Consider the following 21,381-nt stretch of genomic DNA (forward strand, 5'->3'; position numbering starts at 1 on the left):
TTCACCATCAAGGGGAACATTCAGACCGAAACCGGATCGGCGCGCCGGCGGGTGACGCCATAATAGCGCCAGAGCAGACGCGCGGCGACGCCGCGATGGGGCCGCCATGCTTCCGCCATCGCGGCAAGCTGGCTTTCGTCGGGCCGCGCCGGCAGACCCTTGAGATCCTGCGCCGCCGCCTGCAGCGCCAGATCGCCCGCCGGAAAGATGTCTGGGCGCTGCAGCGCGAACAGCAGGTAGACCTCGGCCGTCCAGCGCCCGATGCCCTTCACCGCCGTCAGCGCCGCCATCGCCTCGGCGTCGCTCATGGATCCGAGCCGCCGCAGCGGCAACTCGCCGTCGGCCACCGCCTGCGCCAGTGCGCGCGTGTAGACCATCTTCGGACGGCTCAGGCCGAAACCGCGCAGCGCTTCCTCGTCGTGATCGAGGTAGCGGCGGGCCGAAAAGGGCTTCGTCCCCGCCTCCACCCGGGTCCAGATCGCCCGCGCGGACGCCACGGAGACCTGCTGTTCGACGATCAGCATCATCAGGGACTTGAGACCCGGCGCGCGGCTGCGGTCCGGCAAGGCGCCGGCGACCTGCCGCGCGCGCCGGAGATCCGGGTCGGCGGCGAACAGCGCCTCCATCGCCGTCAGGAGCTCCGGCGTCTCTCCCGATTTGAAGCGCGGTGACATGGAACGCTAAATAGAGCGCACCCACCGTCACTGTCGAGCCAGCATGACCTTCATCACCCGCTTCGCGCCCAGCCCCACCGGCCCCCTGCACCTGGGCCACGCCCTCTCGGCGCTGTTGTGCGCCGAGGCGGCCAGGATGGCCGGGGGACGCCTGCTGCTGCGCATAGAGGACATCGACGCGACGCGGTGCAGGCCCGAATACGAGGCGATGATACTCGACGATCTCGCCTGGCTCGGTCTTGCCTGGGAGGAACCGGTCTGGCGGCAGTCGGAGCGTATGCCCCACTACCGCGGCGCGCTGGCGGCGCTGGAACGCCGCGGGCTGGTCTATCCCTGCTTCTGTACCCGCGCCGAGGTCCGGGAACTGGCGACGGCAGAAGGTCTGGAGGGCCCCATCTACCCCGGCACCTGCCACGCGCTGCCGCGAGACGCGGCCCGCGCGCGCATCGACGCAGGCGAGCCGGCGGCCTGGCGGCTGGATCTCGCCGCCGCGCTGGGGGCGGCCGGCCCCGTGACCTGGACGGACGCCCGTGCCGGCGCGCAGACATGGGACGGCAGGGGCTGGGGCGACGTGGTGCTGGCCCGCAAGGACATCGGCACGAGCTATCACCTCGCGGTGACGGTCGACGACGCCGCCCAGGGGATCACCGACGTGATCCGCGGGCTCGACCTGTTTCACGCCGCCCATGTGCACGTCCTGCTGCAGCGCCTGCTGGGGCTGGCGACGCCGCGCTACGCCCATCACGAACTTCTGACCGGCGAGGACGGCGCCAAGCTGTCCAAGCGTCATGGCGCGGAAAGCCTGCGCAGCCTCATCGATTCGGGACTCGGCCGGGCGGAGCTGGCGCGGCTTCTCGTCGCGCGGGGGGCGCCCGCGCGGATTCTGCACATGGACACCCCTTTCCCGTCACAATGATATGGGTACTATCCGCCAACGCCAGTTGGAGGCAGCCGGTTCTTGAGCGCGATGGACACAGACAGAGGCCGCGATGCGCGCGGTCCGATGACCAATCTGGGACGGCTGACCCGCTATCGGCTCATCATTCCCCTGAAACGCGGCCAGATGCCGCCCGAGCATGTCGCCCGGGGCGTCGCCGTCGGCCTCGCCGTGGCCTTCACGCCGACGGTCGGGATCCAGCTCATCGCCGTTTTCGGCATCTGGGCGCTGGCGCGGGCCATCGCCACCCGGTTCCAGTTCCACCTCGTGGCCGCTCTGGCCTGGGTGTGGGTGACCAACATCTTCACCATCGGCCCGATCTACTACACCTTCCTGCTCACCGGACAGCTCATGCTGGGCCGCTTCGACGAACTCGGCTCGATCGGTTTCGGCACCTTCACGGCCCAGCTCACCGACGTCGTGAACGCCGATTCCAGTTTCCTGGAAGGGCTCTGGATCGGCACGCTCACGCTGTTCAAGGTCTGGGGCCTGCCCCTGTTCATCGGCTCGATTCCCTGGGCCGTGGGGACGGCATGGGTCGGCTATGTCTGGTCCAGGCGCTTCATCATCCGCTTCCGCGAGGCGCGCCAGAAGCGCTGGGCAAGGAAACTGCAGCGTCGCGACCAGCACGACGCGGGCGGTCCGCCAGCCTGAAACGGGGCCCGCGGCGGCAACCCCGGGGCAGCCTTTGAGAAATCCGATTTGCCCCCTTGCACGGACGGCGCTTGCCCCTATTGTCCGGGCTTTATGGACCATGCGGACGACGCCTTCGATCTGCCCTTCCCCCACCGGCACCTGCTGGGGACGCAGAACCTCAGCCGTGGCGACATCGAGCGTATTCTTGACCTGTCGGAGCGGTTCATCGACCAGAACCGGCAGGCCAACAAGCATCGCACCGATCTCTACGGCCGAACCCAGATCAACCTGTTCTTCGAGAATTCGACGCGGACGCTGACTTCCTTCGAACTGGCGGGCAAGCGCCTCGGCATCGACGTCATCAACATGAATACCGAGGTCTCCTCCACCAAGAAGGGCGAGACTCTCATCGACACGGCGATGACGCTGAACGCCATGCACCCCGACGTGCTGGTGGTCCGCCATCCCGATTCGGGCGCGGTGGACCTGCTGGCCCAGAAGATGGACTGCGCCGTCATCAATGCCGGCGACGGCAAGCACGAACATCCGACCCAGGCGCTGCTTGACGCCCTGACCATCCGTCAGCGCCTGAAGCGTCTGGAGGGTCTCACGGTCGCGATCTGCGGCGATGTGGCCCACAGCCGGGTGGCGCGGTCCAACATCCACCTGCTGAACACGATGGGCGCGCATGTCCGCGTGATCGCGCCGCCCACCCTGCTGCCGACGGGGATCGCCCGGCTCGGCGCCACGCCCTTCATCGACATGCGCGAGGGTCTGAAGGACGCCGACGTGGTGATGATGCTGCGCCTTCAGCGGGAGCGGATGACCGGCTCCTTCCTGCCGTCCGTGCGAGAATACTTCCACTATTACGGGCTCGATCACGACAAGCTGGCCTGCGCCAAGCCGGACGCGCTGATCATGCATCCGGGACCGATGAACCGCGGCGTGGAGATCGATACGGAGGTCGCCGACGACATCCACCGCAGCGTCATACGCGAACAGGTGGAGATGGGCGTCGCCGTGCGCATGGCCGTGCTGCTGCTGCTGACGCCGAAACAGGGCAACGGGGGACCGGCCGATGGCTAGCCACCGCATCGCCTACATGAACGGCCGCATCCTGGATCCCGCCAGCGGCCGTGACGAGACCGGCCATCTGCTGATCGAGGACGAGCGGATCGCCGCCGTCGGACCCGACATCTTTCCCAGGGGGCTGCCGGACCGGACCGAGGTCGTCGACCTCGCCGGCCTCTGCCTGGCGCCGGGACTGGTCGACATGCACGTGGTGGTGGGGGAGCCGGGCGCGGAGCACAAGGAGAGCTTCGCCAGCGCCGCGGCCGCCGCCCGCGCGGGCGGCGTCACCACGCTCTGCACCCTGCCCAACACGGATCCGGTGATCGACAATGTCGCCCTGGTCGAATACGTGCTCCGCCGGGCCAACGAGGGTTCGGACGTCCACATCCGCCCCTTCGCCGCGGCGACCCAGGGCCTTGCAGGCGCGCAGCTTACCGAGTTCGGTCTGCTGAAGGCGGCCGGCGCCGTCGCCTTCACCGATGGCGACCGCGCCATCGCCAACGCCAATATCCTGCGCCGGGCGCTGAGCTACTCCACGGCCTTCGACGCCCTGATCGTCCAGCACGCCGAGGAACCGACGCTGGCCAGCGGCGTGATGAACGCCGGCGAGCTGGCCACCCGTCTCGGTCTCTCCGGCATCCCGACGGCGGCCGAGACGATCATGGTCGAACGCGACCTGCGCCTGGTGGAGCTCACCGGCGCGCGCTATCACTTCGCGCAGCTCACCACCGCCGATGCGCTGGACGCCATGCGCCGCGCCAAGAAGGCGGGATTGAGGGTCTCGTGCGGAACGGCGCCCCACTACTTCACGCTGAACGAGCACGAGGTCTCGGGCTACCGGACCTTCGCCAAGGTTTCGCCGCCGCTGCGCTCCGAGGATGACCGCCGCGCGGTCGTCGAAGCGATCCGCGACGGCACGATCGATGTCATCGCCTCCCAGCACACGCCGGAAGATCCGGAGGCGAAACGCCAGACCTTCGAGCAGGCGGCCTTCGGCGTGGTCGGGCTGGAGACGATGCTGGCGCTGGGACTGCAGCTCAACATGAGCGAGGACGTGCCGCTGCTGACGGTGCTCGCCTGCATGACCTGCAATCCGGCGCGGCTGTTGGGTCTCGACTGCGGCGTTCTGGAGCCGGGACGGCCGGCCGACCTGGTGATCTTCGATCCCGAGGCGCCCTGGGTTGTGGATTCGAAGAAGTTCCGTTCGAAATCCAAGAACTCGCCCTTCGATGAGCGCCCGCTGCAGGGCCACGCCGTGCGCACCGTGGTCGACGGGCGCACCGTCTTCGTGCGCCGGGTCGAAAAGTAACAGCCATGTATTCCGACCTCGCCCTCGTCCTCGGCCAGATCGGCGTCGCGCCGATCCAGCTTGGCGGCACCCTGCTCGTCGCCTATCTGCTGGGCTCGGTGCCCTTCGGCGTGGTGCTGACCTCCGTCGCCGGACTCGGCGACGTGCGCCGGATCGGTTCGGGCAATATCGGCGCGACCAACGTCCTGCGCACGGGACGGAAGGATCTGGCGCTGATCACCCTGCTGCTCGACGGGGGCAAGGGCGCCGCGGCCGTGCTGATCGCCGGACATCTCTACGGTCCCAATGGCGAGGTTCTGGCGGCCATCGGCGCCTTTCTCGGCCATCTCTTTCCCGTCTACCTGGCCTTCCGTGGCGGCAAGGGTGTGGCCACATTCCTGGGCATCGCGCTGGCGCTGCACTTCCACGTCGGCCTCGCGACCTGCGCCATCTGGCTCGCGGTGGCGTTCCTGACACGCTACTCCTCGCTGGCGGCGCTGGTGATGGCCATCGCGACCCCTGTTCTGGCCTTCTACCTGCACGGCCCGCTGGCAATGGAACTCGACATCGTCCTGGCCGCCCTGATCTATCTCAAGCACCGCGGCAATATCCGGCGGCTGGTCACCGGCGAGGAACCGAGGATCGGCGGCGGGAAGAAACCTTGACGTCCCTCCGGGTTCTGGCGGCTCTGCTGGCCGCGGCCGTGCTGCTGGCCGGGTGCGCGACGCCGGGCCAGCGCGGCGACTTCACGGAAGCAGACGTCGTGCGGGGTTTCGAGATCGTCGCCTTCGGACGCGAGTTCGCGGACGCGGAGGCAACCTACGTCACCAAGTTCGACGCCCCCATCCGCATCCACGTGCTGCACGAACCTCTCGATCTGCGGCCCGTCGATGGCACGCGGGCAGTGATGGACATGATCGCCGGATTCCACCGCCCGCCCGCCTTCGCCGGCCTGACCCACGCCTCGATCGACCAGGGCGCTTCGGAAGCCCTCGACAACGCTCACATCCTGGTCGTGGCGCTCGGCTCGCGGAACTACGAGACCTTCTACGAGAAGGCCTCGCAGCGCTGGATCGAGGGCGGCAAGCTGCTGGTCGCGGACCATTTCTACTTCAGCCGCTGCGGCGCCAGCATCAGCGATCAGAAGGGCCGCATCCGCCGCGCCGTCGTCTTCCTGGACGTGGACGACATGAGCCCGATCCTCAACGAGTGCCTGGCCGAGGAAATCCTCCAGTCGCTGGGCCTGCCCGACGACGACGATTCGCTCGTCTGGTCGATGTTCAACGATTCCAACGACGTCCGGTTCCCGACGGACTTCGACAACCTGCTGGTCTCGGTACTTTATTCGGATGCGCTGCGGCCGGGTCAGAGCCGCGGGCGGGTGATGCAGCAGGTGCCGGGGCTGGTCAGGGAACTGTGGCCGAGCCACCTGGCGCGGCGTCGGAACGCCGAATAGAGACTGGCGCCTCGGCTCAGGCGGCGGCCGTCTCGCTGGCCTTGACGTATTTTCCGGTGGTGTCCTTCAGCCGCTCGACGAGAATCAGCGAGAGATTGAACAGGATGCGCGCGGCAATGTCGGGCATCTTCGTCATGGCCCGGGTCATGGTGTCCTGGGTGAGCACCAGAATTTCGGCGGGCCGCAGCGCAACGACGTCCGCCGTGCGGGGCTCGGTATTGAGATAGGCCATCTCGCCGAAGATGCCGCCCTTGCCGAAGCGGGCGATGCGCCGCTCGCCGTCACGGACCTCGACGGCGCCGTCCAGGACAACGAACATCTCGTTGCCCATGTCGCCCTTCTTGACGATGGTTTCGCCCGCGCCGCACTTCACCACCGTCGCCAGCTTCAGGAAGCGGGCCGCGTCGCGGTACTCCAGCGCCATCAGCAGCGGGATGCCGTTGTGCGGCGTCTGGTTGAGCTTGCGGGTCAGATAGCTCCAGAGCGCCTCCTCGTCCATCGCCGCGGGCTGGACGGAGTCGCAGGCTTCGGCAAAGGCGCGGCGGAACCAGTTCACCAGTTCCCGGTCGTGATTCATCGTCCGCGCCAGCGGCAGGAACGGCGATCTGGTCGCCGTCATGTGCTCCAGGTCGCCCGTGGGCAGCACCATGGGCACGCGGAAGCCGAGGTCGGCGTCCTGATAGTTGGCGCCGTAACTGCGGTAGCCCAGCCGCTCGAACACGCCCACTTCGCCCGGTGCGGCATTGGTGAAATCGAACCCGCTGCCCCTGGCGCAGGCGATCTTGTAGGCAGCCGTCATGAGGATCGCGGCGGCGCGGCTGTCGGCGCGGTCGGTATCGACGACCAAGGTGTCGGTGAAGGAAACGGTCAGCCCCTCGAGGTCGAAGGCGCCGAGACCGAAGCGCTCGCGCATGTAGACCGGCAGCATGGGCACGGGCGCCACGATGACGCGCAGGGTGGCGGCTATGCGGCCGGCCCGGCGCATGTAGATCTGCATCGCGGCGCGATCCGCCGGGTCCGACAGGGCCCTGTTCTCGTGGTCGGCATTGACGTAGGTCCGCCCGAGTTGGCCGACCAGCACCTCGTAGCGAAAGCCGTAGACCTCCGCCAGTTCTTCGGGCGACTGCGCGATCAGGATATCCATGTCGGGGCTTGCGGACATGGTCCAATGCTAGGCGTGGTACCTGAAGAACGCGTTAACGGCCCTCAGCGCAGGTCGAAGAGCGGCATCTCCAGCCGGATGAGCGCGGGCTGATCCAGTACGGCGGCGGTCTCGGCCGCCTTCTTCAGCAGCGGATGGGCAAGCCCGATCCGCGCGGCCACGAAGCCCGGGTCGGCGGCGGCGCGCAGCCTCTCGCGCCAGCCGATGCGCGGATACTCCACGATCTCCATGTCGGCCGCGCCGCCGGCGCCGGCGGCTTCCGCGGCCTCCTCCAGGGCGGCGCGGAAGCCGCCCAGACGGTCGACCAGCCCCCGTTCCAGCGCCTGTCGTCCGGTCCAGACGCGGCCCTGGGCCGCTGCTTCCGCCGCGGCCGGGCCGAGCCCGCGCGCCTCGGCGACCCGTTCGACGAACTCGGCGTAGATCTCGTCGATGCGGCGGCTGAGCCGCTGGCGCTGCGCCGGGGTATAGGCGCTGAAGGGCGAGTTGAAGGCCGCGTCGGGGCCGCTGCGCACGGTCTCGATGCGCACGCCGTTCCGCGCCAGCAGCTCCTCGAACACGATCTTGCCGCCGATCACACCGATGGAACCGGTGATCGTGGTTTCAGCGGCGACGATGCGGTCCGCCGCCATGGCGATCATGTAGCCGCCGGAGCCGGCGACCTCGCCCATGGAGACGATGACCGGCTTGTCGAGGGCTTCGATGGCCCGCCGGATCGCATCCGAAGGCGCATAGGCGCCGCCGGGGCTGTCCACCCGCAGCACGATCGCGTCGATGGCGGGATCGGCGTCCGCTTCCCTGAGCGTCGCGATCAGCCGCTCGGCGCGTACCTGATCGCCTTCGAGAGGCGATCCCCAGCCGCCGCTGATCGGACCCGAAGCGACGACAAGGGCGACACGGCGGATCGCGTCGCCATCCTGCTCCAGGATCAGGGGCAAGTAGTCGCGGGCCGTGATGACCGGGGCGTCGAGCGCGTCATCGAGTTCGAAACCATGGCCCAGCCGGTCGACCAGCCCCGCTTCCAGCGCCGCGGCCGGGTTCATCAGGGCCCGGTCCAGCCGTCCTTCCAGACCCTCGGCCACGCCTGGCCGGTCGGCGTCGATGCCGTCCTTCAGCCTGTCGTCCAGATCGACGACCATCGCCGTCATGGCCTCGCGCAGTTCCGGCGGCATGCGCCGCTCCGCGATCACATTGGCCGCGGACTTGAAGCGCTTGCGGCGTTCGAGCTGAGGATCGATGCCGAGATCGTCGACCAGTTCGCCCGCATAGGGCGTCTGCAGCGCCACGCCCGTGACCGCGAATTCGCCCGCGGCCGGCATCCAGATCTCGTCGAAGGCGGCGGCGAAGCGGTAGCGCGCGAGATCGTAGTATTCGGAGACGACATAGGTGCGCTTGCCCGCCGCACGGAAACGGCCGATCGCGCCGGCCAGCGTCTCGGCGTGGACGAAAGGCAGCTCCGCCGCCGACAGATCCATCCGGATCGCCCTGATGCGCGGATCGGCGGCGGCGCGGTCGATCACCCGCACCAGACGCGAAAGCGTCAGGGCGTCCCCGCGCACCACGCTGAGGAATCCGCCCTCGCTGACCGATTCCGGCAGGCGCTCGTCGAATGTGATTTCCAGCACCGAGCCGTCGGCGATCTCCGGCGGGCGCGGCTGCCAGGGTTCCACGACGACCAGCGCCACCAGCCCGCCTATCACCAGGAAACCGACGACGAACAGAATCGATTTCAGCCCGAACCAGACGATCCTCAGGGCGCGGCCGAGCGCGCTCACGACGCCTGTCCCTGGGCCCGCGCCCTGAGCAGATGGTCGGCCAGCACGCAGGCCATCATCGCCTCGCCCACGGGCACGGCGCGGATGCCGACGCAGGGGTCGTGACGCCCCCTGGTCACGATCTCGGTGTCGTTGCCCTCTCTGTCCACGGTCGCCCGGGGGCTGAGGATCGAGGACGTCGGCTTGACCGCGAAACGGCAGACCACCGGCTGGCCGGAGGAAATGCCGCCAAGCACACCGCCGGCGTGATTGGAGGTGAAGGATGGCGCGCCGTCCTTCATGCGCATCTCGTCGGCATTGGTCTCGCCGGTCAGGGCCGCGGCCGCGAAGCCGTCGCCGATCTCCACGCCCTTGACCGCGTTGATCGACATCATCGCCTGGGCCAGGTCGGAATCCAGCTTGCCGTAAATCGGCGCGCCCAGTCCTACGGGCACGCCCTCGGCCACCACCTCGATCACCGCGCCGACCGAGCTGCCCGCCTTGCGCACGCCGTCGAGATAATCCTCCCAGCGCGCGGCGGTCTGCGGATCGGGGCACCAGAAGGGGTTGCGATCGACTGTCTCCCAGTCCCATGCGTCGCGGTCGACGGCGATCTCGCCCACCTGCACCAGCGCGCCGCGAATGCGGACACCGGGCCCCAGCACCTTGCGCGCCAGCGCCCCCGCGGCAACGCGGCTCGCCGTCTCCCGCGCAGAGGAACGCCCGCCGCCACGATAGTCGCGGATGCCGTATTTCTGCATGTAGACATAGTCCGCATGGCCGGGACGGTACTTGTCCCTGATGTCGGAATAGTCCTTCGAGCGCTGGTCCACATTCTCGATCATCATCATGACCGGCGTGCCGGTGGTGCGGCCTTCGAAGACGCCGGACATGATGCGCACGCCGTCAGGCTCGCGGCGCTGCGTGGTGAAGCGGTTCTGCCCGGGCCGGCGGCGGTCGAGAAAGGTCTGGATATCGGCTTCCGCCAGTTCGATCAGCGGCGGACATCCGTCGACCACGCAGCCGATGGCGGGTCCGTGGCTTTCCCCCCAGGTGGTGACCCGGAACAGATGGCCGAAGGTATTGTGCGACATGGCCGGTCCCCGGCCCGGCTCAGATGTTGCCGATGTCGGGCGCGTCCACGGCCTTCATGCCGACGACGTGGTAGCCCGAATCGACGTGCAGCACCTCACCGGTGACACCGTCCCCAAGATGGCTGATCAGATAGAGCGCCGAATTGCCCACCTGGTCGATGGTGACGTTGCGCTTCAGCGGCGAATTCAGTTCGTTCCACTTCAGGATGTAGCGGAAATCGCCGATGCCGGAAGCCGCCAGGGTCTTGATCGGTCCTGCCGAGACCGCGTTGACGCGGATGTTCTTCGGCCCGAGATCGACGGCGAGATAGCGCACGCTCGCCTCCAGCGCCGCCTTGGCGACGCCCATGACGTTGTAGTGGGGCATCACCCGCTCGGCGCCGTAATAGGTCAGCGTCAGCATGCTGCCGCCATCGGTCATCAGCGGTTCGGCCCGGCGCGCGATCGCCGTGAAGGAATAGCAGCTGATCTGCATGGAGCGGCGGAAGTTCTCCAGGCTGGTGTCGACATAGCGGCCCTTGAGCTCGTCCTTGTCGGCGTAAGCGATGGCGTGAACCAGAAAATCGAGCCCGCCCCAGCGGCCGGAAATATCCTCGAAGACCGAATCCATCGAAGCGGGATCGGTGACGTCGCAGGGCATCACGTAGTCGCAGCCGATCGACTCCGCCAGCGGCACGACGCGCTTCTTCAGGGCGTCGCCCTGATAGGTGAAGGCGAGGTCGGCACCCTCCCTGGCGGCCGCGCGCGCAATACCCCAGGCGATGGAGCGGTCGTTGGCAACGCCCATAACCAGTCCGCGTTTGCCCGCCAACAGCCCGCTCGGTTCGCTCATGCTTGTCTCTCCTACAGGACCCTCCGCCACCGGCGGCCATGGCCCGAGTTGCTTTGACGCCCGGTTCGGCGCAACCATGTGATCCATTGGCGCCATGTGCAACCGAAGCGAATTGATGAGGATTTATAAGCGTTGAACCGGCAAAAGGCCATGCAATTGGCGCGGCGCTGGGGGCGCCTCGGGGCGTCGCTCGCCGTCTTCGTGGCCAGGCGCTTCGTCGCCAACCGCCTGCCGGAAGTGGCCTCGGCGCTGACCTTCACCTCATTGCTGGCGCTGGTGCCGCTGATGACGATCAGTTTCGCCATATTCGCCGCATTTCCGGCCTTCAATCAGGCCGAGGCCGAGCTGGAGGCCTTCATCTTCGGCAATTTCGTGCCCCACGCCAGCGACGCGGTGCAGGAGTACATCACGCGCTTCCGCGGCAATGTCGGGCAGCTCTCCGCCTTCGGCATCGTCGGACTGGGCGTGACCTCGGTGCTGCTGCTCGTGACCATCGAGAGCGCGCTCAATCGCCTGTTTCTCGTCCGCCGCCAGCGCTCGATGATTCGCCGGCTGCTGGCCTACTGGGCGCTGCTGACGCTGGGACCGATCTTCTTCCTGGTCAGCGTCACCCTGTCCTCGATGCTGTTCACGCTGGCCAACCAGACCGGCGGGCAGGAACTGGGCAATGCGGTCTCGTTTCTGGGCCGCGTGGTGCCCTATGTTCTGGCCTTCGCCGGCTATGTGGTGATGTACACGGTGATGCCGAACCGCCATGTCGAGGTACGCGACGCGGCCATCGGCGCCGGCGTCGCAGCGCTGCTGTTCGAGGCGCTGAAGGCGCTGTTCGGTCTCTATGTCACCACCTTTCCCGTCTACCAGACGATCTACGGCGCCATTTCGGTGCTCCCGATCCTGCTGCTCTGGATCTATCTCGCCTGGGTCGTCACCCTGATCGGCGCGGGGATCACCGCCGCCCTGCCCGAATGGCGCGCGGCGAGCGGCGTCGAACTGGTGACCGCACCCCGCTCGGGCCGGCTGGCGCTGGCCATCGAAGCCCTGCGTATCCTGCGCAAGGCCCACCGCGATGGCGACGACGTGCGCCCGCACGTTCTGGTGCGGCGGCTCAGGATGTCCCCCACCGCGCTCGAACAGCTCTTCGAGCGGCTGGAAGATGCCGGCTATGTCCGCGAAACGCGGCGGCACCGCTGGATACTGGCGAGGGAAATCGCCGACCTGACGCTGTACGACCTGATGCTCGCCATGGACATCCAGACCCGGCAGCCCTCGCTGGCCGGCAGCCCGGTCGCCGGCCTGGAAGGCCCCATCGACGAAGCCATCCAGATGGAGCGTTCGGTCTTCAGCGTACCGCTGGCCCGGGTTCTCGACGGCGACCAGCCGACGCCCATCACGCCGCGCCCCCGGGAGGCCGCGGACTGAGCGAGTCCGGGGCGGCTTCAGTCGGTCTTCAGGTCGGCGCGCGCGTCGAAGGCCTCGCCGCGCGACCAGGACTTCACGAACTGCTGCAACTCGGGATCCTTGCCGTCGGGCAGAACGATCTTGAGACGCACATACTGGTCGCCGTCCTGCCCCGACTTCCGGTTGACGATGCCCTTGCCCTTCAGGCGGAGCGTGCGTCCGGTATTGGAGCCCTCGGGCACCGTGACCGTGACATCCCCGTGAATCGTCGGCGCCTTGATCTTCGCGCCGAGCACCGCTTCGGTCAGCGATATGGGCAGCTCGATATGGATGTCCTGGCCGCGGCGCGTGTAGAGCGGATGCGGCTTCACCGAAACCTCGATCAGGGCGTCGCCCGGCGCGCCGCCGGGAGGCGCGTCGCCCTGCCCCTTCAGGCGTATCTGCTGGCCGTCTTCCAGGCCGGCGGGAATCCGCACGTCCAGCGTCTTGCCGCCGGGCAGGGTGAGCCTGCGGTTGGCGCCGCGCGCAGCCTCCAGGAAACTCACGTCCAGGGTGTACTTGCGGTCGCGGCCGCGCGCCTGCTGCCGGCCGCCGCGGAAGCTGGTGAAGATGTCGCCGAAGATATCCTCGAAGCCCCGCGCGCCGCCGCCATGAAACCCGCCGAAGCCCTCTTCGCCGCCTTCCGGCCCGGTGTAGGTGCGGTACTGGGTGCGTGACATGCGCTCCTGTCCGTCGGGGCCGATCTCGCCCCGGTCATAGCGCGCGCGCTGGTCGACGTCGCCCAGCAGGTTGTAGGCCGCGGACACTTCCTTGAAGCGGTCGGCGGCGGACGAATCCCCGGGATGCCGGTCAGGATGAAGGTCCTTCGCCAGCTTGCGGTAGGCTTTCTTGATGTCTTCCTGGGACGCGTTCCTGCCGACGCCCAGAACCGTATATGGATCTCGCATCATCTGATTCGGTCTTTTCGGATCGACGGCCCCCTGCCGTCATCCACGCCGCCATCAATAGCGCGGATGGGCCCGGCCGGCCATATATATGGTCACTGCCGGTCCGGTGAAAAGAGCACCACCAGATGATCCACGAGACCGTCGGTGACCAGCTCGGTGTTGCGCGGCGGCGGCCCGGAAGCGATCGAATCCTCTCCGGCCGGCGCCGGCGCGGATTCGATCTGCGAAGTGTCGGCCCCGGCGCGGCTTTCCGGGCGCTCCCCGGCCGGCGCACGAACCTCGGCATCCGAAGGCGCCTGGCGGTCGACGCCCATCTCCGTCAGCCGCGCGGCAGCGCGGCCGAAGCCGAGTTCAGCGGCGCGGCGGAACCAGCGGATCGCCGCCTCGCGGTCGCGCGCCGTGCCGTAGCCGCTTTCATGGAGAATGCCCAGATTGTGCATCGATTCCGCCAGGCCGCCCTCGGCCGCCTGTTTCATGTAGCGGAAGGCCCGTTCGGCATCCGCCTCAACGCCATTCCCCTTCAGATAGAGGTCGGCGAGGTTCGCCGCCGCCGGCGCGAAATCCTGCTCGGCGGCGCGGCGGAACCAGTCCGCGGCGGTCCCCGGATCGCGCGCCACGCCGACGCCGTTCAGATACATCAGGCCCAGATTGCGCTGCGCCGCGGGATCACCGGCCCTGGCGGCTTCCTCCCAGATTTCCGCGGCGCGCGGATGATCGCCGGCGCGATAGGCCTCCAGCCCGTCGCGGAAACTGGCTTCGGCGACCGCGAGCGGCGCACAGACGAAAAGAATGGCGAAAAGGGAGACTATACACTTGGTCATGGCTTGACCCTCCGGTGTGCTTCTGACGGCAAGGCGCACGGCGGCCTCATTCTCCGTTGATCGGGCGGTTAACCTTCCATACCAGATAGGGTGTGACAGGCGCGGGCGAAAGCTGTGGCACTCGGCAGCATGGCAATCGGGACGATACGCCCTAGCTTGCGCTTCACGGCAAGGAGACCTTCATGAGCGCACCCACCGACCCCATCGCCCATTTCCGATCCTGGATGGAAGAGGCGCGGGAAAGCGAGCCGAACGACCCGAACGCCATGGCGCTCGCGACTGTGGGCGCCGGCGGCATGCCCAGCCTGCGGATGGTGCTGCTGAAAGACGTCGATCGGGAAGGCTTCGTCTTCTACACCAATTTCGAGAGTCAGAAGGGGCAGGAACTGCTGGCCCACCCGAAGGCGGCGCTCTGCTTCCACTGGAAGAGCCTGCGCCGCCAGGTCCGTGTCGAAGGCATGGTGGAGCGCGTCGACGAGTCCGAAGCCGACGCCTATTTCGCCTCCCGCCCCCGCGACAGCCGCATCGGCGCCTGGGCCTCGGACCAGAGCCGCCCGATGGAGGGCCGGTTCGAACTGGAGAAGCGCGTGGCGAAATTCGCGGCCAGGTACGCCATCGGCGAAGTGCCCCGGCCGCCGCACTGGTCGGGCTTCCGGATCGTGCCTTCTCGGATCGAGTTCTGGCGCGACCGGCCCTTCCGCCTGCACGAGCGGCTGAATTTTGTCCGGGAGCGGGACGGCTGGCGGAACGAGGTGCTGTTTCCCTGATGGCGCCGGCGCGCAAACCGGAGAGCTGGATGCGCCTCGCCACCCTGGCGTCGGTGCTGACGGCCTTTGTCCTGTTGGTGATCAAGACCGTGGCACTGGTCATGACCGGCTCCACGGCCATGCTCGGGTCCCTGCTGGATTCGGCGCTCGATCTGACCGCTTCGCTGACCAACCTGTTCGCGGTCCGCTACAGCCTGACGGAAGCGGACGAGGAACACCGTTTCGGCCACGGCAAGGCCGAATCCCTCGGCGCCCTGGCGCAGGCGGCGCTGATTTCCGGCTCCGCCGTTTTCCTGGCCTGGGAGAGCGCTGCGAACCTTCTCGACCCCGATCCAGTACGCGCCACTACGCTCGGCATCATCGTCATGGTGGTATCGATCGCGATGACGCTCGTGCTCGTGGCCTTTCAGCGCTTCGTCGTCCGCCGCTCCGGCTCTGTCGCGATCAGCGCCGACCTGCTGCATTATTCGGGCGACCTGCTGATGAACGCCGGCGTCATCGTCGCGCTGGTGCTGTCGGGCATGATGGGCGTGCATGTCGCTGATCCGATCATCGGCGTACTGATCGCACTGTGGCTGCTGCGCGGGTCGTGGCAGATCAGCCGCAACGCCTTCGACCAGTTGATGGACCGGGAACTGCCCGAGGACGAGCGCGCGCGCATCCTGACCGCGGCGCTGGCAGTCCCCGACGTCAGCGCCGTGCACGACCTGCGCACGCGGCAGTCCGGCCTGGCAGCCTTCGTTCAGGTCCACGTCGAGCTGGACGGCGGCATGTCGCTCTACCGCGCGCATGTCATCGCCGACATGGTGGAGGCGGAGATCGAGCGCATCCATCCGGGCGCAGAGGTCATCGTCCACCTAGATCCGGCGGGCGCGGAAGATCTCGCGGATCAGTACGACCGCGTCACGGCGGCGGAGTGGGACGGCGGCGCGGAGGAGACCTCCGAAGAAGACAATTCCCAAGGGGAGCGGGCGTGAGTTATCTTCCCGGCCATGGCTGATAGCGGCAAGACACTGATCCTGACCGGCGCCTCGCGCGGGATCGGACATGCGACGGTGAAGCGCTTCGGCGCCGCGGGCTGGCGCATCATCACCGTCTCCCGTCATCCCTTCTCCGAGGACTGCCCCTGGGAGCATGGCGAGGAGGATCACGTCCAGCTCGACCTCTCGCGCCAGGAAACCATCCAGGAAGGCATCGCCAGCCTGAAGTCGAAACTGCCCGACGGCCGCCTCGACGCCCTGATCAACAACGCCGGCATCTCGCCCAAGGGGCCGGACGGCGGACGGCTGAGCACGATGAACACCGCCCCCGAGGACTGGTACAGCGTCTTCAACGTGAACCTCTTCGCCCCGGTCTGGCTGGCGCGCGGTCTGTTCGACGAACTCAAGGCGGCGAAGGGCGCGGTGGTCAACGTGACCTCGATCGCCGGCAGCCGCGTGCATCCCTTCGCCGGTTCCGCCTACAGCACCTCGAAGGCTGCGCTGGCGGCCCTGACGCGGGAAATGGCGGCCGACCTGGGCCCGCACGGCATCCGCGTCAACGCCATCGCGCCGGGCGAGATCGACACCGCGATCCTCTCGCCCGGGACCGAGAAGATGATCGAGGACATTCCGCTGCACCGGCTCGGCCGGCCCGAGGAAGTGGCCTCGACGATCTATTTCCTCTGCTCGCCCCAGGCCAGCTACGTCACCGGCGCGGAGGTCCACATCAACGGTGGACAGCATGTCTGACGCCGGCACGGCGAAGCATGCGGGCGAGACCGACCCTTTCGGCAAACAGGCCCAGGAAATCAACCGCGAACGCCTGATCTCGAGCGAGGCCGACCGCGCGGAAATGGCCGGCGCCGCGGCGCATCTGGCCAGGCATGGCTATGCCGTGTTGCCGGACATGCTTGATGCGGAGGGACTGGAGGCCGCGCGGGCGGCGCTGGACCCCATCAACGAGGCCAACCGCTGGGGTGTCTACGAGTTCGAGGGCAAGCGGACCAAGCGGGTCTACAGCCTGCTCTCGCTCAGCCGCGGTTTCGACTTCATGGCCGCCGACCGGCGCATGATCGCCCTGATCGAGAGCCGTTTCGGCGAGAGCCCGGTGATCAGCGCAGCCCAGGGCATGACCCTCCATGGCGGACAGAGCGCCCAGCCGCTGCACCGCGACGACGGCCACTACGCCGCGCCCCGGCCGCGGCCGCCCTTCGTCGTCTCCTGCATCTGGGCGCTGGACGACTTCACGGCGGAGAACGGGGCGACGATGTACGTCCCCGGCTCCCATACCGATCCGGGCGATACGCCTCCCACGACGCCCCCGTCGCAGGCGATCGTGCCGGCGGGCTCGGTCTTCGTCTATGACGGGGCGCTCTGGCACGGCGGCGGCGAAGCCCGGGGCGACAGCCGCCGGCGCGCGGTCAACATGATCTACTGCCGGCCCTGGCTGCGTCAGCAGGAGAACTGGATCGTCACCACCCCGCCCGAGGAGGCGAAGGACCTGCCGAAGGTCATGCAGCGGCTCTTCGGCTACTGGATCTACGGCTTCACGCTCAACACCGCCTTCGGCACCGCACCGCTCAAGGCGCACGAGATGCTGAAGGCGCGGAAATAGCTCGTAACATTATTGGCGTCCTGGGGCTTGACCTCAGGACCCAGTCTGTCGGTTCGCTGGGTCCTTGGATCAAGCCTGCCCCGGACATGATCCGGGGTCCAAGGGCGCCGACTTGACCTAGCCCGCGACGCCGGTCTTCTGGCGGCGTTCTCGTTCGCTGGCGGTCTTGAGCTGGCCGCAGGCGGCCATGATGTCCTGCCCGCGCGGGGTGCGCACCGGGCTGGAATAGCCGGCGTCGTTGACGATCTCAGCGAACTTGCGGATCGCCTCCGGCTTTGAGCACGCATAGGGCGCGCCGGGCCAGGGATTGAACGGGATCAGGTTGACCTTGGACGGAATGCCCCGGATCAGGCGGACCAGTTCCCGCGCCTCGGCCGGGCTGTCGTTGATGCCGTCCAGCATCACGTATTCCCAGGTGATGCGCCGCGCATTGTTCGCCGCCGGATAGGTGCGGCAGGCGTCCATCAGCTCCCGGAGCGGGTGCTTGCGGTTGATGGGCACGAGCACGTCGCGCAGTTCGTCGTTCACCGCGTGCAGCGAGATCGCCAGATTGACCTCCAGCTCCCGTCCGCAGCGTTCGATCATCGGCACGACGCCCGAGGTCGAGAGCGTGATGCGCCGCTTCGAGATGGCGATGCCGTCGCCGTCCATGGCGATCTTCAGGGCGCGGGCGACGTTCTCGTAGTTCAGCAGCGGCTCGCCCATGCCCATCATGACGATATTGGAGATGTAGCGGTTGCCGTCCTTCGGCGTCGGCCATTCGCCGATGGTGTCGCGCGCGACCATCAGCTGGGCGATGATCTCGCCGGCGGTCAGGTTGCGCACCAGCTTCTGCGTGCCCGTGTGGCAGAAGGCGCAGGTCAGGGTGCAGCCGACCTGGCTGGAAACGCAGAGCGCGCCGCGGTCTTCCTCCGGGATGTGCACCGTCTCCGCCTCGTGGCCGTCGCCGAAGCGCATCAGCCATTTGCGCGTGCCGTCGCTCGACTCCTGGTAGTCCGTGACCTCCGGCCGGCCGATCACGAAGCGGTCGTCCAGATCCGCCCGCCAGGCCTTGGAAATCGACGTCATCTCGTCGAAGGAGCGCGCGCCGCGGTGGTAGATCCAGTGGAAAAGCTGGCTGGCCCGCATCTTCACCTTGTCGGACCGCTCGCCGGCGTCCAGCAGGGCGCGGGCGATTCCGTCGCGATCCAGACCGATCAGCGACGGCCGCCGGTCGAGGCCGGCGGGAAAGGCGCGGTCCGTGGCGCGGAAGTCCGGCGCGATGGCGGTATCGTTCACTGGCAGGCCTTGTCGATGGCGTTGGAGGCGGCGGTGAAGCCGAGCAGCGAATAGACATCGACGGTGTGGGTGCCGCGGCTGGAATAGCCGTCGATGCGCATGTCGCGTCCGGCCTTCATGTCACGGATCATCGCCCGGTCGTCTTCCGGGTCCACCGTCCAGGCGCGCTCGCCGTCGGTGCTCATGCCGTACTCGCTGCTGCCGATCCTGGCAATGGCCTCGCGGTTCTCGGCGAAGGGATAGCCGACGATCATGCTGATCTCGCCCTGCACGCCTTCGGCGGGTCGGTGCGAGACGTAGAAGCGAATATCGCCGCGGCGCACGTTCGACGGCTCCGTCGATTTCGGCGTCGAGGTGATATAGCAGATGCGCACATCGCCCTCGCGGTAGACCCACGCCGACCAGTCACGGAAGTCGCCGATCTTCTGCGCCGCGTTCTGGGCCGACGCGACGCCCGACAGCAGGCCGGCCGCGACGGCAATCATGATGATGAGTGCCTTTCCCATGGGCGCAACATAGAGAGCGATTGCGGCAATTTCCAGCCAGCGTGAAGCCCGGCACATGGCGGCCCGCGGCGATCGGCGATTGTGCCGCCCGCCGGGCGCGGATAAACGGTCCCGACACCGTCACGGACCACCATCCTTGCAGCTTCATCCCAAATCCGCGCTCGGCGCCACGCTGGCCCTGCAGGTCGTCGCAGCCGCTATCTTCACCACCGGGGCGGTGCTGGCGCCGGCGCTGCCCGTCAGCCTCGGACTGGACGAAGCCGGCATCGGCCTCTACGGCGCCATCACCTTTCTCGGCGCCATGTTCGGCTCCCCCATCGCCGCCGCCTTCATCGGCCGTCACGGGGCCATCCGGCTAACCCAGGCGGGCATGGTGATCTCGATCCTCGGGCTGTCGGCGCTCTACCTGGAGACCTATGTCCTGGCGCTGGCCGGGGCGCTGCTGATCGGCCTCGGCTACGGACCCAATGCGCCGGGCGGCTCGCATCTGCTGGCCCGCCACGCGCCGCCGCGGCGACGCGGCCTGTTCTTCTCCATCAAACAGTCGGGCGTGCCCATCGGCGGCGCCATCGTCGGCCTGATGGTCCCGGCGCTGGAGGACGCATACGGCTGGCGCGTGGCCGCCGCGGCGGTGCTGCTGTTCGGCGGCGCCGTCCTGCTCGCGGTGCAGCCCTGGCGCGGCCGGCTGGACGTGGAGCGGCTGGCGCCGCCGAAGTCCGTGCGTCTCGGCCTGCGGGAGATCATCCCGCTGGACGGCATGCGCGCGCATCCGCTGCTGCCCTTCATCTCCTTCACCGCCTTCGCCTACGGCGCAGGGCAGATGATCATGTTCACCTACACGGTCATCTTCCTGACCACCCGGGCCGGGCTGAGCCTCGTGGAAGCCGGCCAGGCCTTCGCGGTAATGCAGGCGACCAGCTTCGCCATGCGCATCTTCGCCGGCTGGCTGAACGACCGCTGGCGCCGCCCGCGCCCGCTGCTGGCGGGCTTCGGCGCGGTCACGGCGGTGGGCGTGACCCTGCTCGCCGGGGTCGGACCCGACACGGCCCATGCGGCGATCCTTGGCATCGCCGCGCTGTGCGGCGCGGCGGCCGCGGGCTGGAACGGCGTCTACCTGGCCGAGGTCGCGCGCATCGTGCCCCAGGACAAGGTGGCGGCCGCGACCGGCGCCACGGTCTTCTGCACCTATTTCGGGCTGGTGGTGGGGCCGGCGCTGTTCGGACTGGCCGTGGCCAGCCAGGGCTACGCCTTCGCCTATGGCGGACTGGCGCTGGCCTCGCTGATCGGCGCGGCGGCGGTCTTCGCCCGCAAGCCGGTGGCGTAGCCGATTTGTTGCCCTCGGACTTGATCCGAGGGCCTGTGCAACGGCGCATCCACAACTCAGGTCCTCGGGTCAGGCCCGAGGACGCCAGCAACATTCACCCGCCGCCGCAGAGCGGGCATTCGGGATCGGGTTTCACCTTGATGCGGCGGAAGCTGGCGGACAGGCCGTCATAGATCAGCAGCCGGCCGGTCAGTCCCTCGCCCAGATCCAGCAGTTCCTTGATCGTCTCGGTCGCCTGCAGGCTGCCCATCACGCCGACGATGGCGCCCAGCACGCCGTCGCGGGCGCAGGTCTGTTCCTCCGGGGGGATGTCGCGGTAGAGGCAGCGGTAGCAGGGATTCTCCGGCTCCCAGCCGCGCCAGGTGGCGATCTGGCCGTCGAACCGCAGCACCGCCGCCGAAACCAGCGGCCGGCGCGCGGCGAAACAGGCGTCATGTACGGCGAAGCGGGTGGCGAAATTGTCCGAGCCGTCGCAGACGATGTCGTAGCCCTCGACCAGGTCGCCGGCGTTGGCGCCCTCGATGCGGGTGCGGTGTTCGACGATGCGGACGTCGGGGTTGATGCGGCGCACCGCGCGGACGGCGCTCTCGGTCTTGGCGAGGCCGAGATCGTCGCCGCCGTGCAGGACCTGGCGTTGCAGGTTCGACAGGGCGACCGTGTCGTCGTCGACGACGCCGATGGTGCCCACGCCCGCGGCGGCGAGATACATGATCAGCGGCGAGCCCAGTCCGCCGGCGCCGATCGCCAGCACCTTCGCGCGGAGCAGCTTCTGCTGGCCGGCGCCGCCGACCTCCTTCAGGACGATGTGACGGGCGTAACGCTCGATCTGGGCGTCATCCATGGC

22 protein-coding genes are annotated in these 21,381 nt (G+C 68.1%); 12 read left to right on the forward strand and 10 right to left on the reverse strand.

Annotation, left to right across the window (positions count from 1 at the left end; translation table 11 throughout):
* Nucleotides 1-20: 20 nt before the first annotated feature.
* The gene (locus TEF_16970) at nt 21-674 is read right to left on the reverse strand and encodes a hypothetical protein (GenBank protein ANK82295.1); all 654 of its coding nucleotides are present in this window, start codon (nt 672-674) and stop codon (nt 21-23) included.
* A 43-nt stretch (nt 675-717) separates the two neighbouring features.
* On the opposite strand from TEF_16970, the gene TEF_16975 reads away from it, so the two are divergent.
* The 6 genes from TEF_16975 to TEF_17000 all read left to right on the forward strand — a co-directional run bounded on the left by TEF_16975 (nt 718) and on the right by TEF_17000 (nt 6,062).
* On the forward strand, nt 718-1,590 hold the full coding sequence (locus tag TEF_16975; protein ANK82296.1) for a tRNA glutamyl-Q synthetase: 873 nt from the start codon (nt 718-720) through the stop codon (nt 1,588-1,590).
* Nucleotides 1,591-1,677: 87 nt separating this feature from the next.
* Nucleotides 1,678-2,265 carry a hypothetical protein gene (locus tag TEF_16980; GenBank protein ID ANK82297.1) on the forward strand — a complete coding sequence of 196 codons (588 nt, stop codon included), beginning with the start codon at nt 1,678-1,680 and terminating at the stop codon, nt 2,263-2,265.
* A 93-nt stretch (nt 2,266-2,358) separates the two neighbouring features.
* Nucleotides 2,359-3,333 carry an aspartate carbamoyltransferase gene (locus tag TEF_16985; protein ANK82298.1) on the forward strand — a complete coding sequence of 325 codons (975 nt, stop codon included), beginning with the start codon at nt 2,359-2,361 and terminating at the stop codon, nt 3,331-3,333.
* Nucleotides 3,326-4,627, forward strand: a complete 1,302-nt coding sequence (locus TEF_16990; protein ID ANK82299.1) for a dihydroorotase — start codon at nt 3,326-3,328, stop codon at nt 4,625-4,627. Before TEF_16985 ends, TEF_16990 begins: the two co-directional genes overlap by 8 nt.
* A gap of 38 nt (nt 4,628-4,665) precedes the next feature.
* Complete coding sequence (locus TEF_16995; protein ID ANK83565.1) at nt 4,666-5,271, forward strand: glycerol-3-phosphate acyltransferase; 606 nt, start codon at nt 4,666-4,668, stop codon at nt 5,269-5,271.
* Nucleotides 5,268-6,062, forward strand: a complete 795-nt coding sequence (locus tag TEF_17000) for a hypothetical protein (GenBank protein ANK82300.1) — start codon at nt 5,268-5,270, stop codon at nt 6,060-6,062. The genes TEF_16995 and TEF_17000 overlap by 4 nt, the downstream gene beginning before the upstream one ends.
* A gap of 16 nt (nt 6,063-6,078) precedes the next feature.
* Here the strand turns inward: TEF_17000 and TEF_17005 are convergent, their stop codons facing one another.
* The 4 genes from TEF_17005 to TEF_17020 form a co-directional block, all read right to left on the reverse strand.
* Nucleotides 6,079-7,206 (reverse strand): hypothetical protein, encoded by a 1,128-nt coding sequence (locus TEF_17005; protein ID ANK82301.1) that lies wholly within the window; start codon nt 7,204-7,206, stop codon nt 6,079-6,081.
* Between the two features lie 62 nt (nt 7,207-7,268).
* Nucleotides 7,269-8,996 (reverse strand): hypothetical protein, encoded by a 1,728-nt coding sequence (locus tag TEF_17010; protein ID ANK82302.1) that lies wholly within the window; start codon nt 8,994-8,996, stop codon nt 7,269-7,271.
* Nucleotides 8,993-10,069 carry a chorismate synthase gene (locus TEF_17015; protein ANK82303.1) on the reverse strand — a complete coding sequence of 359 codons (1,077 nt, stop codon included), beginning with the start codon at nt 10,067-10,069 and terminating at the stop codon, nt 8,993-8,995. The genes TEF_17010 and TEF_17015 overlap by 4 nt, the downstream gene beginning before the upstream one ends.
* 19 nt (nt 10,070-10,088) lie before the next feature.
* Nucleotides 10,089-10,901 (reverse strand): enoyl-[acyl-carrier-protein] reductase, encoded by an 813-nt coding sequence (locus TEF_17020; protein ID ANK82304.1) that lies wholly within the window; start codon nt 10,899-10,901, stop codon nt 10,089-10,091.
* A gap of 150 nt (nt 10,902-11,051) precedes the next feature.
* Here TEF_17020 and TEF_17025 point away from each other — a divergent pair, with 150 nt between their 5' ends.
* Nucleotides 11,052-12,320 carry a hypothetical protein gene (locus TEF_17025; GenBank protein ID ANK82305.1) on the forward strand — a complete coding sequence of 423 codons (1,269 nt, stop codon included), beginning with the start codon at nt 11,052-11,054 and terminating at the stop codon, nt 12,318-12,320.
* A 17-nt stretch (nt 12,321-12,337) separates the two neighbouring features.
* On the opposite strand, the gene TEF_17030 is transcribed toward TEF_17025, so the two are convergent.
* Nucleotides 12,338-13,249, reverse strand: a complete 912-nt coding sequence (locus tag TEF_17030) for a molecular chaperone DnaJ (protein ANK82306.1) — start codon at nt 13,247-13,249, stop codon at nt 12,338-12,340.
* An 89-nt stretch (nt 13,250-13,338) separates the two neighbouring features.
* Nucleotides 13,339-14,067, reverse strand: a complete 729-nt coding sequence (locus TEF_17035) for a hypothetical protein (protein ID ANK82307.1) — start codon at nt 14,065-14,067, stop codon at nt 13,339-13,341.
* A 182-nt stretch (nt 14,068-14,249) separates the two neighbouring features.
* Between TEF_17035 and TEF_17040 the strand changes: the two genes are divergently transcribed.
* Genes TEF_17040 through TEF_17055 form a run of 4 tightly spaced genes read left to right on the forward strand, consistent with a single transcriptional unit; the run spans nt 14,250 to nt 17,429 of the window.
* Nucleotides 14,250-14,834 (forward strand): pyridoxamine 5'-phosphate oxidase, encoded by a 585-nt coding sequence (locus tag TEF_17040; protein ANK82308.1) that lies wholly within the window; start codon nt 14,250-14,252, stop codon nt 14,832-14,834.
* The gene (locus tag TEF_17045) at nt 14,834-15,811 is read left to right on the forward strand and encodes a hypothetical protein (GenBank protein ANK82309.1); all 978 of its coding nucleotides are present in this window, start codon (nt 14,834-14,836) and stop codon (nt 15,809-15,811) included. Before TEF_17040 ends, TEF_17045 begins: the two co-directional genes overlap by 1 nt.
* Nucleotides 15,812-15,826: 15 nt before the next feature.
* Entirely contained in the window at nt 15,827-16,564 is a 738-nt protein-coding gene (locus tag TEF_17050) for an oxidoreductase (protein ANK82310.1), read from the forward strand.
* Nucleotides 16,557-17,429, forward strand: coding sequence for a hypothetical protein (locus TEF_17055; GenBank protein ANK82311.1), 873 nt, complete (start codon nt 16,557-16,559; stop codon nt 17,427-17,429). The genes TEF_17050 and TEF_17055 overlap by 8 nt, the downstream gene beginning before the upstream one ends.
* Before the next feature lie 117 nt (nt 17,430-17,546).
* Here TEF_17055 and TEF_17060 read toward each other — a convergent pair whose 3' ends face one another.
* Together TEF_17060 and TEF_17065 are read right to left on the reverse strand one after the other, a co-directional pair.
* A complete protein-coding gene (locus tag TEF_17060; protein ANK82312.1) occupies nt 17,547-18,713 on the reverse strand; it encodes a 23S rRNA (adenine(2503)-C(2))-methyltransferase in 1,167 nt (388 codons plus the stop codon).
* Nucleotides 18,704-19,213, reverse strand: a complete 510-nt coding sequence (locus tag TEF_17065; protein ID ANK82313.1) for a hypothetical protein — start codon at nt 19,211-19,213, stop codon at nt 18,704-18,706. Before TEF_17065 ends, TEF_17060 begins: the two co-directional genes overlap by 10 nt.
* A gap of 136 nt (nt 19,214-19,349) precedes the next feature.
* On the opposite strand from TEF_17065, the gene TEF_17070 reads away from it, so the two are divergent.
* Complete coding sequence (locus TEF_17070; GenBank protein ANK82314.1) at nt 19,350-20,537, forward strand: hypothetical protein; 1,188 nt, start codon at nt 19,350-19,352, stop codon at nt 20,535-20,537.
* Between the two features lie 94 nt (nt 20,538-20,631).
* Here the strand turns inward: TEF_17070 and TEF_17075 are convergent, their stop codons facing one another.
* Complete coding sequence (locus TEF_17075; GenBank protein ID ANK82315.1) at nt 20,632-21,378, reverse strand: adenylyltransferase; 747 nt, start codon at nt 21,376-21,378, stop codon at nt 20,632-20,634.
* Nucleotides 21,379-21,381 lie beyond the last annotated feature (3 nt).

This window comes from Rhizobiales bacterium NRL2, from assembly GCA_001664005.1.
Classification (GTDB): domain Bacteria; phylum Pseudomonadota; class Alphaproteobacteria; order Minwuiales; family Minwuiaceae; genus Minwuia.